The 13,852-nt window shown below is 65.7% G+C and carries 12 protein-coding genes; 9 read left to right on the top strand and 3 right to left on the bottom strand.

Annotated features, from left to right (window positions below; translation table 11 throughout):
• Window positions 1–2: 2 nt before the first annotated feature.
• Genes MWU52_RS17425 through MWU52_RS17415 form a run of 3 tightly spaced genes read left to right on the top strand, consistent with a single transcriptional unit; the run spans window position 3 to window position 2,513 of the window.
• Window positions 3–866, top strand: coding sequence for a manganese/iron ABC transporter ATP-binding protein (locus tag MWU52_RS17425; RefSeq protein WP_246954411.1), 864 nt, complete (start codon window positions 3–5; stop codon window positions 864–866).
• Between the two features lie 19 nt (window positions 867–885).
• Window positions 886–1,692: a metal ABC transporter permease gene (locus MWU52_RS17420; RefSeq protein ID WP_246954662.1), complete on the top strand. Its 807-nt coding sequence runs from the start codon at window positions 886–888 to the stop codon at window positions 1,690–1,692.
• Window positions 1,689–2,513: a metal ABC transporter permease gene (locus MWU52_RS17415; protein ID WP_246954409.1), complete on the top strand. Its 825-nt coding sequence runs from the start codon at window positions 1,689–1,691 to the stop codon at window positions 2,511–2,513. Before MWU52_RS17420 ends, MWU52_RS17415 begins: the two co-directional genes overlap by 4 nt.
• A 387-nt stretch (window positions 2,514–2,900) precedes the next feature.
• Here MWU52_RS17415 and hppD read toward each other — a convergent pair whose 3' ends face one another.
• Complete coding sequence (gene hppD / locus MWU52_RS17410; protein WP_246954407.1) at window positions 2,901–4,007, bottom strand: 4-hydroxyphenylpyruvate dioxygenase; 1,107 nt, start codon at window positions 4,005–4,007, stop codon at window positions 2,901–2,903.
• A 146-nt stretch (window positions 4,008–4,153) separates the two neighbouring features.
• On the opposite strand from hppD, the gene MWU52_RS17405 reads away from it, so the two are divergent.
• Window positions 4,154–4,609 (top strand): Lrp/AsnC family transcriptional regulator, encoded by a 456-nt coding sequence (locus tag MWU52_RS17405; RefSeq protein WP_246954405.1) that lies wholly within the window; start codon window positions 4,154–4,156, stop codon window positions 4,607–4,609.
• A gap of 24 nt (window positions 4,610–4,633) precedes the next feature.
• Complete coding sequence (locus MWU52_RS17400) at window positions 4,634–6,544, top strand: cation:proton antiporter (RefSeq protein WP_246954403.1); 1,911 nt, start codon at window positions 4,634–4,636, stop codon at window positions 6,542–6,544.
• Between the two features lie 30 nt (window positions 6,545–6,574).
• Here the strand turns inward: MWU52_RS17400 and MWU52_RS17395 are convergent, their stop codons facing one another.
• Window positions 6,575–8,002 carry a Glu/Leu/Phe/Val dehydrogenase gene (locus MWU52_RS17395; protein WP_246954401.1) on the bottom strand — a complete coding sequence of 476 codons (1,428 nt, stop codon included), beginning with the start codon at window positions 8,000–8,002 and terminating at the stop codon, window positions 6,575–6,577.
• A gap of 228 nt (window positions 8,003–8,230) precedes the next feature.
• On the opposite strand from MWU52_RS17395, the gene MWU52_RS17390 reads away from it, so the two are divergent.
• The 3 genes from MWU52_RS17390 to MWU52_RS17380 are packed head-to-tail and all read left to right on the top strand — an operon-like array spanning window position 8,231 to window position 11,259.
• A complete protein-coding gene (locus MWU52_RS17390) occupies window positions 8,231–10,003 on the top strand; it encodes a pilus assembly protein TadG-related protein (RefSeq protein WP_246954399.1) in 1,773 nt (590 codons plus the stop codon).
• Window positions 10,000–10,629: a TadE family protein gene (locus MWU52_RS17385; RefSeq protein WP_246954397.1), complete on the top strand. Its 630-nt coding sequence runs from the start codon at window positions 10,000–10,002 to the stop codon at window positions 10,627–10,629. The genes MWU52_RS17390 and MWU52_RS17385 overlap by 4 nt, the downstream gene beginning before the upstream one ends.
• Window positions 10,630–10,638: 9 nt before the next feature.
• The gene (locus MWU52_RS17380; RefSeq protein WP_246954395.1) at window positions 10,639–11,259 is read left to right on the top strand and encodes a hypothetical protein; all 621 of its coding nucleotides are present in this window, start codon (window positions 10,639–10,641) and stop codon (window positions 11,257–11,259) included.
• A 105-nt stretch (window positions 11,260–11,364) separates the two neighbouring features.
• Here MWU52_RS17380 and MWU52_RS17375 read toward each other — a convergent pair whose 3' ends face one another.
• Window positions 11,365–11,802, bottom strand: coding sequence for a hypothetical protein (locus MWU52_RS17375; protein ID WP_246954393.1), 438 nt, complete (start codon window positions 11,800–11,802; stop codon window positions 11,365–11,367).
• Between the two features lie 100 nt (window positions 11,803–11,902).
• Between MWU52_RS17375 and dnaG the strand changes: the two genes are divergently transcribed.
• Entirely contained in the window at window positions 11,903–13,846 is a 1,944-nt protein-coding gene (gene dnaG, locus MWU52_RS17370) for a DNA primase (RefSeq protein ID WP_246954659.1), read from the top strand.
• The last annotated feature ends 6 nt before the right edge of the window (window positions 13,847–13,852 follow it).

Raw genomic sequence — 13,852 nt, 5'->3', positions numbered from 1 at the left:
CCATGCTCAACAATGTGCAGGATGGCGGCGGGATCGATGCGACGGACGTGACCGTCACGTATCGGAACGGCCACACCGCGCTGCGCGACGCGACCTTTCATATTCCCCGGGGCACGGTCACGGCCCTTGTCGGCGTGAACGGTGCGGGCAAGTCGACGCTGTTCAAGGCGATCATGGGTTTCGTGCCGGCGCGTTCGGGCGAGATCCGCCTGCTGGGTCACACGGTGCGCGCGGCGCTACGCAAGAATATCGTGGCCTATGTCCCCCAATCCGAGGAGGTCGACTGGGCCTTTCCCGTCTTGGTCGAGGACGTGGTGATGATGGGCCGATACGGCCATATGGGCCCGTTGCGCAGACCCCGCGCCGCCGACCTCGCAGCGGTCGGTCGCGCGCTGGACCGCGTCGGCATGTCGGCCTATCGCCGCCGCCAGATCGGCGAGCTGTCCGGCGGCCAGCGCAAGCGCGTCTTCCTGGCCCGCGCTCTGGCGCAGGATGGCCAGGTCATCCTGCTGGACGAGCCCTTCACCGGCGTCGATGTGAAGACCGAGGACCAGATCGTGGCCCTTCTGCGCGAAATGCGGGCGGAGGGGCGGGTGATGCTGGTTTCGACCCACAACCTCGGATCCGTGCCCGAGTTTTGCGACCGGACCGTGCTGGTGAAGGGCACCGTCATGGCCTATGGCCCGACGGAAGAGGTCTTCACCCGCGAGAACCTGGAACGCGCTTTCGGGGGCGTGCTGCGTCACTTCACCCTGGGCGGGACCGACCTGCATGACGACGACGATGCGCGCGAGGTCCGCATCATCACCGACGACGAACGGCCCTTCGTCCTCTACGGCGAGAAGGACGACGAACCCGGTGCTTGAACCGTTCGCCTATTCCTACATGGTCAACGCGATGTGGGTGTCGGCTCTGGTCGGCGCCGTTTGCGCGTTCCTGTCGTGCTACCTGATGCTCAAGGGATGGTCGCTGATCGGCGACGCGCTGTCCCACTCGGTCGTGCCGGGCGTCGCGGGGGCCTACATGCTGGGCCTGCCCTTCGCATTCGGCGCGTTCCTGTCGGGGGGGCTCGCAGCCGGGGCGATGCTGTTCCTGACCGGACGGTCGGGCCTGAAGGCCGACGTCATCATCGGCATCATCTTCACCTCGTTCTTCGGTCTGGGCCTGTTCATGGTGTCGGTGAACCCGGTTGCCATCTCCGTCCAGACGATCACCATGGGCAACATTCTGTCCATCACGCCCGAGGATACGCTGCAGCTCGCGCTGATCGGGCTCGTCTCGCTCGCCGTGCTGTTGTTCAAATGGAAGGACCTGATGGTCACCTTCTTCGACGAGAACCACGCCCGGTCCATCGGGCTGCGCCCGGACGTGCTGAAATTCGTGTTCTTCACCCTGCTCTCGGCCAGCGTGGTGGCCGCAATGCAGACCGTCGGGGCATTCCTCGTCATCGCCATGGTTGTGACGCCCGGTGCGACCGCCTACCTGCTCTGCGATCGGTTTCCCAGGCTGCTCGCGGCCTCGGTCGCCATCGGGTCGACGACCAGCCTCGTAGGTGCCTATCTCAGCTTCTTCCTCGACGGGGCGACCGGCGGCATCATCGTGGCGCTGCAGACAGCCGTGTTCCTGCTGGCCTTCGTCCTCGCGCCGCGGCACGGCCTTCTGGCTTCGCGCAGGCGGGCGCGCGCGGCATGATCGAGACGCTTCTGCTGCCGTTCCAGTTTCCTTTCATGCGGAACGCCTTCCTGATCTCGCTGATCGTGGCGCCGCCAACCGCGCTTCTGTCGTGTTTTCTGGTCATGAAGGGCTGGGCCCTGATGGGCGACGCGGTCAGCCACGCCATCCTACCCGGCGTGGTGCTGGCTTATATCCTGGGTCTACCCCTGATCGCCGGGGCATTCGCCGCCGGCATGTCCTGCGCGCTGCTGACCGGGTATTTGGCCGAGAACAGCCGCGTGAAGCGCGATACGGTCATGGGCGTCGTCTTTTCGGGCATGTTCGCGATCGGGCTGATCCTGTTCGTCGCCTTCCCGTCCGACGCCCATCTCGACCACATCCTTTTCGGCAACATGCTGGGAGTCGGACCGGCGGACCTGTGGACCGCGCTTGCGATCTCCGCACCCGTGGTCGCGGTTCTGGGTCTCAAATGGCGCGATTTCCTTCTGCATGCGTTCGATCCCGCACAGGCGCAGGCGTCGGGCCTGCGGACCGGATGGCTGCATTACGGGCTGCTCACGGTCCTGTCGCTGACGGTGGTTTCGGTCCTGTCGGCGGTCGGCCTGATCCTGGCGGTGGCGCTCCTGGTGACGCCGGGGGCGGTCGCGTTCCTGTCGACGCGCAGCTTCGGACGCATGCTCGTGGTGGCGGTGGCGGTATGCATGTCGGGCATGCTCATGGGCGTCTATGCAAGTTTCTGGTTCGACAGTGCGCCCGCCCCGACGGTGGTTCTGGTGCTGACGGCGATGTTCGCGGTGACTTTCGGCATGCGGCGCAGGCAGACGCTGCGCCAGGCGTAAGTGCGACAGAAGACGCCCCGGCCCTTTCGGACCGGGGCGCCGCTCAAACGGCCACTCCCCGCACCGCACAACCACCGGGAAGCGTCCGGAGCCTCGTCAGGCCGACAATCCCGCGCCGCCGCTGCGGCCAAGGCGGGTCCGGTCGACCAATTCCCAAACCGAAGCCTCGAAAGGGTGTGTCCTGCCCGGCCCCGCGTGCGGCGGTCGGACGTTCCGGACGGTTCTGGCCCGCGTCGCCGCGACGTGGCGCCGCGATCTGGTGGCGGGTAGCATGGCGCATTGCCGGGCCCGATCGGTGCTTCGTAGACCGAACGGGGAGAGGGCACCGAATGTTCCGTCGAAATCAGCGCGGATCGCAACTTCGCGCGCCGATCGGCGGCGGACTCATCACTCGGCCGAAAGGACCCCGCGGGCGACCTGATCGGCCTCGATCGACTCGAACAGGGCCTTGAAGTTGCCCTCGCCGAACCCATCGTCTCCCTTGCGCTGGATGAACTCGAAGAAGATCGGGCCGATGCAGGTCCGCGAGAAGATCTGCAGCAGGATGCGGGTCTGCCGTTCGCCGCCATCGGCGTCGATCACGCCTTCGCCATCGATCAGGATGCCATGCCGTTCCATGCGGTCCAGCGGCTCCTCGTGGCCGACCACGCGCTCCCGGCTCATCTCGTAGTAGGTTTGCGGCGGCTTGGGCATGAACTTCACGCCGTTCTCTGCGATGGCGTCGACGGCCGCGTAGATGTCCTTCGCGCCGACCGCGATGTGCTGGATTCCCTCGCCGTTGTAGCGCTTCAGATATTCGACGATCTGCCCGGACTCGCCGCGGTCCTCGTTGATCGGGATGCGGATCCGGCCGCAGGGCGAGGTCAGCGCGCGACTCAGAAGCCCGGAATATTTGCCTTTGATATCGAAGAACCGAATCTCGCGGAAGTTGAACAGGTCGCCGTAGAACCGGAACCATTTGTCCATGTTTCCCTTGTGCACGTTGTGCGTCAGGTGGTCGAGGTAGTGGAACCCCACGCCCTCGGGATGCGCTTTCGCGATCCAGTCGAACTCGGCGTTGAAGGGCGAGGCGTCGCGATACTGGTCGATGAAATAGATCAGGCTGCCACCGATGCCGATAATCGCGGGCACATCCATCGTCCGACCCGGCCCGTCATAGCCCTGCGCGCCGCACGCGACCGCATGCGCGTAGGCATGGTCCGCATCGGCCACGCGCCAACCCATCGAAGGGGCACAGGGGCCATGCTCCGCCACGAATTCCACCGCGTGCCCGCCCGGCTCGGCATTCAGCAGATAGCTGATGTCGCCCTGCTGCCAAAGCTCCACCGCCTTGGTCCTGTGACTGGCGACATGGGTGTAGCCCTGCCGGGTGAAGACGTCGCGAAGGGCCTGCGGATCCTCGTGCGCAAACTCGACGAAAGCGAAGCCATCGGTGCCGGCCGGGTTCTGTTCCGAGACCTCGGCATAGGGGGCGTCGTGGGGAAAGGGGCCCATGGAAATCCTCCAATTCGGTTTTCCCGAAGATCGCATAGGTCCGAAGCGAAGGGTGCGCATAACGGGCGTCCTCTCGGTATCGGACAACGCCCTTGACGCACTGTTCAGATCTTCTATGCGGAAGATGCGCATGATACCCTCCGCTGATGTTGGATGATCTGGACCGCGCGCTGCTGCGCCTTCTGCAGACAGACGCCACCCTGACGGCCGAGGCGTTGGGACAGGCGCTGAACCTTTCGGGCAGCCAAGCGGGGCGTAGGCGCGCGCGGCTGGAAGCCACCGGACATGTCCGCGCGATCACGGCAAGGCTCGACCCCGATCGGATCGGCCTGAACGTCCAGGCCTTCGTTCAGGTGCAGATGGCGAGCCATGCTCCCGAACGGGCCCGCGCCTTCCTGCGCCTTCTGGAGGGTGAGCCGCGCGTGGTGTCCGTCTGGACCCTTACGGGCGAGGCCGATTACCTGCTGCGGGTTTGGTGCGCGACCCTGGCCGAGTTGAACGACCTCGTGCATCGGGTGCTTCTGCCGCATGATGCGGTCGCCCGGGTCCAAAGCCAGATCGTGATGGATCAGCCGAAACGGGACGGGCCGCTTCCCGTTTGATGCGGGCTGCCCTAGACCTCGGACATGGAATCCTTCCTTTTCCAGGCGGCGATCTACCTCGGCGCGGCGACGCTCTGCGTGCCACTGGCCGTGCGTTTCGGTCTGGGTTCCGTCCTGGGCTATCTGGTCGCGGGCATCCTGATCGGCCCGATCACGGGTCTGGTCGGGTCGGAGGCGGAAACCTTGCAGCACTTCGCCGAATTCGGCGTCGTGATGCTCCTGTTCGTCATCGGGCTGGAACTGGAACCGAAGGCGCTCTGGGACATGCGGGCCCGACTGCTCGGCCTGGGGCTGGGCCAGGTGGTGCTTACCTGCGCGGCGATCACGGGCATCGCGTTCCTGCTTGGACAAACGTGGCAGGTGTCGCTCGCCATCGGCATGGTCTTTTCCCTCTCATCGACGGCGATCGTGATGCAGACGCTGGCGGAGAAGGACCTGACCTCCACCGCCGGCGGACGGTCGGCCTTCTCGGTCCTTCTGGCACAGGACATCATGGTGATCCCGATGCTGGCGATCATGCCGTTGCTGGGGACTGGCCATGGCGGCGGCGGCGGTCACGGGTCGGAGCTTCCGGCGGTCGGCGACGGAGAGGGCGCCACGATGGCCGCGGACGTGACGTCCTGGGTGGGGGGCCTGCCGGGCTGGGGCGCTGCCGCGGCGACCCTGGCCGCGGTCGCGATCGTCGTTCTGGGCGGAATGTTCCTGACTCGTCCGGTCTTTCAGTTCGCGGGCCGGGCACGCCTGCGCGAGATGAACACGATCGTCTCGCTGCTGTTCGTGATCGGGGTCGCCGTGCTGATGATGCTGGTCGGCCTGTCCCCCGCGCTCGGCACGTTCCTGGCCGGTGTGGTTCTGGCCAATTCCGAATTCCGGCACGAGCTCGAGGCCGATATCGACCCGTTCAAGGGGATCCTGCTGGGACTGTTCTTCATCACGGTGGGCGCGGGCATCGACTTCGGCACGTTCCTCGGCGCGCCGTTCGTCGTCCTCGGCCTCGTGGTGGCGGTGATCGCGCTGAAGGGTGCCATCCTGCTCGCCCTCGGGATGATGTTCCGACTTCGCGGACGGGATCGCGTCCTGTTCACCCTCAGCCTCGCACAGGCGGGGGAATTCGGATTCGTCCTGGTTTCGGTCGCCGTGACCGACGGCGTGTTCGGCGCCGAGGCCGCCGCTATCCTTCTGCTGTCGGTGGCGCTGTCGATGCTGCTGACGCCGCTTCTGTTCATCCTGTATGAACGGCTGACCATGCGGATGCTGATTGCGACCGAGGACGCGCCCGACGACAAGATCGACGAAAAGGCCGATGTCATCATCGCGGGCGTGGGTCGGTTCGGACAGGTCGTGCACCGCATGCTGCAGGGGGCCGGGCTGCGCCCCGTCGTCTTGGACCGCGACATTGAGACGATCCGGCTGCTTCGCACCTTCGGCATCAAGACCTACATGGGCGACCCCACCCGGCCGGAACTGCTGCAGGCGGCGGGCCTGGCCACAGCGAAGGTCCTGGTGATCGCGCTGGATTCGCGGGCCGACGCGGTTCGCCTGGCCAAGATGGCCCGCGCGGCCAATCCCGACATCCACATCATCGCACGCGCCTATGATCGCGTGCATGTCTATGAGCTGTTCCGCGCCGGCGCCGATCAGATCGTGCGTGAGATGTTCGACAGTTCCTTGCGGGTCGGCCGGTACGTGCTCGAACGCATGGGCTGGTCCGAGACCGAGGCGCATCATGCCCGCGAGGCCTTCTTCCGACACGACCGCGGGGCGATGCTGGATCTGGCGAAGCTCTGGCGGCCTGGCGTGCCGATTTCCGAGAACGCGGCCTATGCCGAACGTGCACGCGAATACAACAAAGGGCTGGAAAACGCCCTTCTGGCCCGCTTCGGCGAGGATGCGGCCGCGCAGGCCGAGTTGGAGGAGAAGGAGACCGATGGCTGAGGCGGGCCCGGAGCCCCCGTCCCGATCGAGCTAGAGCCCCTTGGCCTGATAGCTCGCCGCGATCCGGCTGATGGAGACAAGGAACCCTGCGGTGCGCAGGTCTGCGACCTCGTCACGGGCGTGCCAAACCTCGCGCATGGCGCCGTATGCGCTTCGCATCGTGTCGTCGAGGCCGGACCGGACGAGTTCCAGCTCACCCGCTCCGCGCAGGTAGTCACGCTTGAAATTGTCGGACAGCGTCCAGGCGACCTCCTTGTTCTTCGACAGGCGCTCCAGCTCGTTGACGAGGACTTGGTGGCGGGCCTCCTCGGCGCGGCGCTCCATCCGTCCGAAGCGGATATGGCTCAGGTTCTTGACCCATTCGAAATAGCTGACCGTGACGCCGCCGGCATTCGCGTACATGTCGGGAATGATCACGCAGCCGCGCTTGCGCAGGATGGCATCCGCCTCGGCCGTCACCGGGCCGTTCGCCGCCTCGATGATCAGTGGCGCCGTCACGCGGGCGGCATTGCCCTCGTGAATGACGCCTTCCAGCGCGGCGGGAATCAGGATGTCGCAATCCGCTTCCAGCAACTTGGCGCCCTCGGCCTCGAAACTGGCGCCGGGGAACCCCTTCACGCCTCCGTTTTCGCGAATGTGCATGTGCAGCTCGTCGACGTCGATGCCGTCATCCGAATGGACCGCGCCGTCGCGTTCGATGACGGCGACGATCTTGGCCCCGTCCTCGCGCGACAGGAAGCTGGCTGCATGAAAACCCACGTTGCCCAGGCCCTGCACGACGATACGCTTGCCCTCCAGACTGCCGGAGAGGCCGGCGATCTTCATGTCCTCGGGGTGGCGGAAGAACTCGCGCAGGGCGTACTGCACGCCGCGCCCCGTCGCCTCGATCCGGCCGGCGATGCCGCCGGCGTTCAGCGGCTTGCCGGTCACGCAGGCGCGCCCGTTGATGTCGGTGGTGTTCATCCGCTGGTATTGATCCGAAATCCAAGCCATCTCACGCTCGCCGGTGCCCATGTCGGGGGCGGGCACGTTCTGGGCCGGGTTGATCATGTCGCGCTTGATCAGCTCATAGGCGAAGCGACGGGTGATCTGCTCCAACTCGTGCGGCTCCCACTGGGTCGGATCGATGCAGAGCCCACCCTTTGACCCGCCGAAGGGGGTTTCGACCAGCGCGCATTTGTAGGTCATCAGCGCGGCCAGCGCCTCGACCTCGTCCTGATTGACCGCCAGGGAATAGCGGATGCCGCCCTTGACCGGCTCCATGTGTTCGGAGTGGACGGACCGGTAGCCGGTGAAGGTGTGGATCGCACCGCGCAGCCGCACGCCGAAGCGGACGGTGTAGGTCGCGTTGCAGACGCGGATCTTCTCGGTCAGGCCCGGGCTCAGATCCATCAATGCCACCGCCCTGTCGTACATCGCATTGACCGAGGCGCTGAAGCCGCCCTTGTGAACACTCATCGCTGTCTCCTCCTGCAGTCGGAGCGGCCCGGACCGCCTCGCGACGATCCTAGCGCGTGATACGCGAAACGACACCCACGTCGGTCATCCAGCGTAATCGATCCGTTAACAGTGCCTTCTTTTCACCTTATTCGCGCCCGTCAGGCACCCCGTTCGCCGTGCATAGAATTCGTCGCGACCACTCCGTCGCTTTGACTGATTCTGTAATTGAAGCGCGTGGTATCTGCCGTGAAACGCCAACAAGACCTGACCTGCCGCATCGCCCGTCCAGGGATGATCCGCGGCTTCCGCACCGCCGAAGACGGCAGCCTCACCATCTTCGGGCTGTTCATCTTCTTCATCATGATGCTCGCGGGCGGGATCGCCCTGGACATCATGCGATCCGAGGCCGAGCGCACCGAACTGCAATATGCTGTCGACCGTGCCGTCCTCGCGGCGGCCGGTCTGGACCAGGAGCGCGAGAGCGAGGCCGTTGTCCGCGACTACTTGCGCGCCGCCGGTCTGGACGAGGACAGCGTCACGGTGACGGCGACCAATACCGGCTCCGACCGGCGGGTGAAGGTCGAAAGCGACAGCAAGACCGCCAGTCTGTTCCTGGACGCCCTGGGGGTCGACGAACTGGTGCAGCCGATCTCGACCGAGGCGCGCGAGGTCCGCACCAGGCTGGAACTCTCGCTGGTGGTCGACATCTCGGGCTCCATGGGTGGCGCGAAGATCGAAAGGCTCCGCACGGCCGCGAAGGATTTCGTCGCCGAACTGCTGGAGGGCCGCGAGGAACTCACCACGATTTCGTTGGTGCCGTATAACGACCGGGTGAACGTGGGTTCGGTCCTGGGCAACGTCTTCGACCTGACGGACGAACATCACCTGTCCAACTGCGTGGTCTTCGACGACGCAAGTTTCAACCGCCTGCATCTCGATCCTGGCGAGCAGTTGCAGCGCATGGGCGATTTCGATTTCCGCACCAGCCGCAACTCCGGCAACCGTACGGGTCTGACCCGCAATCCGAATTGCCTGCGCAACGAGTATGGCGCCATCCTGCCCTGGTCGAACGACGTCGATGTCCTGCACACCCATATCGACGGGCTCGGCGCCGGCAACTGGACTGCGGTGGACCTCGGCGTGAAATGGGGCACCCTGCTCCTCGATCCGTCCTCGCAGGACGAGCTGTCGGTCTTCGCCAACTCGCCCGACATCCCCGCGGCACAGCGCGTCGACGCGAGCTTCGTGGGACGGCCGGTCGACTACGGCACCGAAGGCACGCACAAGGTGCTGGTCGTGATGACCGACGGCGAGAACACCCAGCAATGGGACCTGAAGGATGGCGACGGCGTCTATCGCAAGAGCGGTCCGTCGGCGATCTATGTCTTCCGCGAGCCGCGCGGTGCGAACAGCAACGGATGGGCCACCGGCACCTTGCCACGCCAGACCGGCGTAACCAGCAACCGCTTCTGGAAGAGCAGCAAGTACTGCTCCGACGAGTCCGAAGGCTACGCCTATTCGGAATGCCGCGCGCAGTTCGATGACACGGGCAACGGGGCCTATCGCATCCGTTACTCCGTCTGGTCGCCGCGCGTGGGCAAGTACTGGATCGACCACATCAACAAGTGGCGCGACCATCCCTATGGCGGCAACAACGCCGTGCGCCTGGACTGGGCCGATGTCTACTCCTCGCTGTCGATGCGCTACATCCGCTACTATATCGTGGACGGATCGGGCTGGTGGCCCAGCTGGCTCGACTACTCGAAGGGTTGGGAACAGACCCACAACCGCACCAGCGCCGACCGCAACCTGTCGAACATCTGCGCCGAGGCGCGGGCGAACGATAAGATCGTGATCTACACGATCGCGTTCCAAGCCCCGCCTGCCGGCCAGGCCGCGATGCGCGATTGCGCAGGTCCCGATCATGCCGCCAGGTATTTCGATATCACGTCGCTGAATATCGAATCGGCCTTCGACGACATCCTGGCATCGGTCAGCCGCCTGAGGCTCATCCAGTGATCCGCTTCCGCAACCTCGATCCGGGTCCGCGCCGTCTGGCGCGGGCCTGGACCGGCCTCGCCGACCGGACGATCGGCCGGCTCGACCGCGCCGCCGGCCTGTCCGCGCGTTTGCGCGAACGCGGCGCCGCAACGGTCGAATTTGTGCTGCTGATGCCCGCATTCATCATGGTGTTCATCTCCAGCTTCGACTCGTCGCTGCTGCTGATCCGCCAGGTCATGCTGGAGCGCGCCGTCGACATCGCCGTCCGCGAGGTGCGGCTGGATACGCCGGGCAACGTGACGCAGAACCAGATCCGCAACAGCATCTGCAACCGCGCGCGGATTCTGCCCGACTGCAACGAGAACCTTCTGGTCGAACTGTCCGAGGTCCAGCGCCCGGCCTACAGCTTGCCCGACTCGGACGCGCCCTGTGTCAACCAGCTCACCTCGATCTCGCCGCGTGCCGCTTTCGCAACGGACCGCACCGGCAAGCTGATCCTGCTGCGCGCGTGCTACTCCGTTCGCCCCGCGCTTCCGATGGCGATCAACACGATCAACCGCACGCTCGCCTCCAACCTCGTCAATGACGACGACGGCACGATCCGCATGGTGACGATGACCGCCTTCGTCGTCGAAGCGAACTGAGGAAACCCGATGAAACCCTTCCTGAACCGCATCGCCGCCCGATCCCGCGATTTTATCGCGAGCGACGACGCCGCGCTGTCCATCGAAGCCGCCATCATGCTTCCTCTGCTCTGCGCAATGTATGTGTCGGGCTACCAGTTCTTCGACGGCTACCGGCGCGAGGCGCAGATCTACAAGGCGAACTACGCCGTCGCCGACCTCGTGACCCGTCAGACGAAGTCGGACACGATCACGCCCGTCGACCTCGAGGGGTTGCAGCGTGTGTTCGAGACGCTCACCTCCTCGGAAGATCAGAGCTACATGCGCTTCACCGAAGTGCGGCGGAACGACGACGGGATCGAGGTGATCTGGTCCTATGCGTCCGACGGGCAGCCGGGGATGACTACGGCCCGGGCGCAGGGTTTCCTGAACCAGATCCCGACTTTGTCCCATAACGAGCGTGTCGTGTTGGTCGAGAGCTATACATACGATGCGCCGTTCTTTTCGGTCGGACTGGATGATCGCATCATTGATGTGATGATCCCGATCAGCCCGCGCTATCACGGTTGCATTCCCTTCACCGCCGATCCCGATCCGAACGCCCAGCCGATCGGATGCCAGGAAAAGGGCCCCGATCCCGACTCGGCATGACACCGCGCCCGCGCCCTCGGCAGGGCAATACGAACGAGAAAGGGACGGCCCGTCGATCGGGCCGTCCCTTTGATTTACCGGGGTCGCGCGGAACCGGCAGCGCCGTCACGGGTGGGGATCGACGCCCCGCGCTTCCATCGCGACGTTCAGGACCGCGATCTGATCCGCCGCGCGCCCCGGGTTCGAATAGTCCGGATCGGCCGCGCGATTGCGCCATGTCCGCTGCTGGTTGCGCAGCTGGTTCTCGCTCATGTCGTTCATTGCGCGGTCGAGCCGGCGTTCGGCCCAGCGATCGGACGATCCCTGGAGGTCGATATCGGCAACCACTTCGGCGGGACTGCGGCCGAAATTGGCGTTCCGAAACCGGGTCTCATCGGACGTCATGGCGCCGACGAACTGTCCGGTTGTACCGGCGGACCCGCCGATCACCACGCCGGTGACGAGCAGGCCGAGGCCGAGGACCGAGGCGGACAGGACGACCCAATTGACCGTCACGGCGCCGTGCTCGGATGCGAAGAAGTAGGAAATCGAATCATTTTTCATGGCGCGAGGGTCGTGGACATACACGACATGCGGATGCTCTGGATATGGCATCATGATGGCGCCTCTCGACTCTGGCATCGACGGCCCCGATATTCGGGATATGCGCCTGCCCGACAGTTTCCTCGACGATCTTCGCAACAGGCTGAGCCTGTCGCAGGTGGTCGGCCGCAAGGTGACCTGGGACATGAAGAAAACCAATCAGTCCAAGGGCGATTGGTGGGCCCCCTGCCCCTTTCATCAGGAAAAGACGGCCAGCTTCCACGTCGATGACCGGAAGGGGTTCTACTACTGCTTCGGCTGCCAGGCGAAGGGCAACCTGTTCGGTTTCGTCCAGGAAACCGAGAATGTCGGTTTCATGGAAGCCGTCGAAATCCTGGCCGCCGAGGCCGGGATGGGGATGCCCGAACGAGACCCGCGCGCCGCCCAGACGGCCGATCTCCGCACCCGCCTGGCCGAGGTGACGGAGGAGGCGGTACGATGGTTCCGTCTGCAGCTTCAGACCGGCGCCGGATCGCATGCCCGCGAATACCTCGACGGCCGCGGCCTTTCCCGGCAGACGCAGGAGCGGTTCGAGATCGGGTTCGCCCCGGATGCGTCGGACGCCTTTCTGCGCGACATGGCCGCCAAGGGCATCCCGTTCGACCTGCTGGAAGGTGCGGGCCTGGCCGTTGCCGCGGAGGATGGCCGCCCCGCGCGCGACCGGTTCATCCACCGCATCATTTTTCCGATCCGCGATGCCCGTGGACGGTGCATCGGCTTCGGCGGCCGGGCGATGAACCCGAACGCCAAGGCAAAATACCTCAATTCCCCCGAGACGGCTTTGTTCGACAAGGGCGCGAACCTTTACAATCTCGGCCCCGCGCGGACCGCGGCCGGCAAGGGGCAGCCGTTGATCGTGGCCGAAGGATACATGGACGTGATCGCCCTGAACCAGGCGGGGTTCGAGGCGTGCGTCGCCCCGCTCGGCACGGCGGTGACGGAGCGGCAGTTGCAGATGCTCTGGCGCGTCTCCCCCGAGCCCCTGATCGCGTTGGACGGCGACGCGGCGGGCCAGCGCGCCGGCCTGCGCGTGGCGGACCTGGCGCTACCCTTGATGCAGGCGGGCCAATCGCTCCGCTTCGCCATCCTGCCGGAAGGCTGCGACCCGGACGATCTGATCCGCGACAAGGGCGCCTCCGCCATGCAGGAGGTGCTGGATGCCGCCCGGCCGATGATTTCGCTGCTATGGCAGCGCGAGACCGGCGATCGAAGCTTCGACAGCCCCGAACGTCGCGCGATGCTGGACCGCGACCTGCGCGCGGTGCTGCGACGGATCGCGGACCCCAGCCTTCGGCGGCACTATGGCGACGAGATCGCACGCCTGCGCGGCGACTTGTTCGGCGTGCCGCCCCGGCGGCCCGACGGGCCCCGCACGTCCGACCGACCCTTCGTTCCGGGACGCCGGTGGCAGGCGCCGGCGGGCGCGAGTGCGACGGCGCGCGCTTCCGGTCTGGCTTCGGGCCAGTTCGACGGGGATGCGGTGCTTGAACAGGTCGTGCTGGCCGGCTTGGTGACGCATCCCGCACTGATCGCCGAGATGCGGGACCGGATCGAGCTGGCGGACTGGTCCCGCCCCGAACTCGGGCGGCTCGCGACGGCGCTGCTTGACGTCGATCCGGGATCCTCGAGCGCCGAGACCCGGGAAACGGTTGCGGAGAGGATCGGTGCGGAGGCACTTGAACTCGTGCTTGCGCAGCGCCATGTCCGCATCTCGCCCGTCGTCCGGTCGGACCTGCATGGCGCGCGGGTCTGCATTCTGGACGCGTGGACGAAACTGGCCGCCCGACACGGTGCGAACCGAGAAGCCCGCGAGGCGATGGAGGACTTCGCCGAAGGCGCGGATGAGGCGATGACCTGGCGTCTGGTGCAGGCGGCCCGCCGACGCGATGCGGCACAGCGCGCGTCGCGTGCGGATGAGGCAACCGATGCCGACGAGGCCGGGCTGTCGGAATACCTGCAAGGCCTTCTGGACACGAAGGTCTGGGAAAAGACGAAGAGAAAGTGATTCGGG

Source organism: Jannaschia sp. S6380 (assembly GCF_023015695.1).
Lineage (GTDB): Bacteria > Pseudomonadota > Alphaproteobacteria > Rhodobacterales > Rhodobacteraceae > Jannaschia.
The sequence above is the reverse complement of the archived record's forward strand: the minus strand, read 5'-3'. Positions and strand labels throughout refer to the sequence as shown.

Excerpts from the sequence above, each read along its gene's own strand:
- MWU52_RS17395 (WP_246954401.1), bottom strand. The coding sequence starts at position 8,002 with ATGAGTGTTCACAAGGGCGGCTTCAGCGCCTCGGTCAATGCGATGTAC.
- MWU52_RS17375 (WP_246954393.1), bottom strand. The coding sequence starts at position 11,802 with ATGAAAAATGATTCGATTTCCTACTTCTTCGCATCCGAGCACGGCGCC.
- MWU52_RS17400 (WP_246954403.1), top strand. The coding sequence starts at position 4,634 with ATGGAATCCTTCCTTTTCCAGGCGGCGATCTACCTCGGCGCGGCGACG.
- MWU52_RS17380 (WP_246954395.1), top strand. The coding sequence starts at position 10,639 with ATGAAACCCTTCCTGAACCGCATCGCCGCCCGATCCCGCGATTTTATC.
- MWU52_RS17420 (WP_246954662.1), top strand. The coding sequence starts at position 886 with ATGGTCAACGCGATGTGGGTGTCGGCTCTGGTCGGCGCCGTTTGCGCG.
- MWU52_RS17415 (WP_246954409.1), top strand. The coding sequence starts at position 1,689 with ATGATCGAGACGCTTCTGCTGCCGTTCCAGTTTCCTTTCATGCGGAAC.
- MWU52_RS17405 (WP_246954405.1), top strand. The coding sequence starts at position 4,154 with ATGTTGGATGATCTGGACCGCGCGCTGCTGCGCCTTCTGCAGACAGAC.
- hppD (WP_246954407.1), bottom strand. The coding sequence starts at position 4,007 with ATGGGCCCCTTTCCCCACGACGCCCCCTATGCCGAGGTCTCGGAACAG.
- MWU52_RS17425 (WP_246954411.1), top strand. The coding sequence starts at position 3 with ATGCTCAACAATGTGCAGGATGGCGGCGGGATCGATGCGACGGACGTG.
- dnaG (WP_246954659.1), top strand. The coding sequence starts at position 11,903 with ATGCGCCTGCCCGACAGTTTCCTCGACGATCTTCGCAACAGGCTGAGC.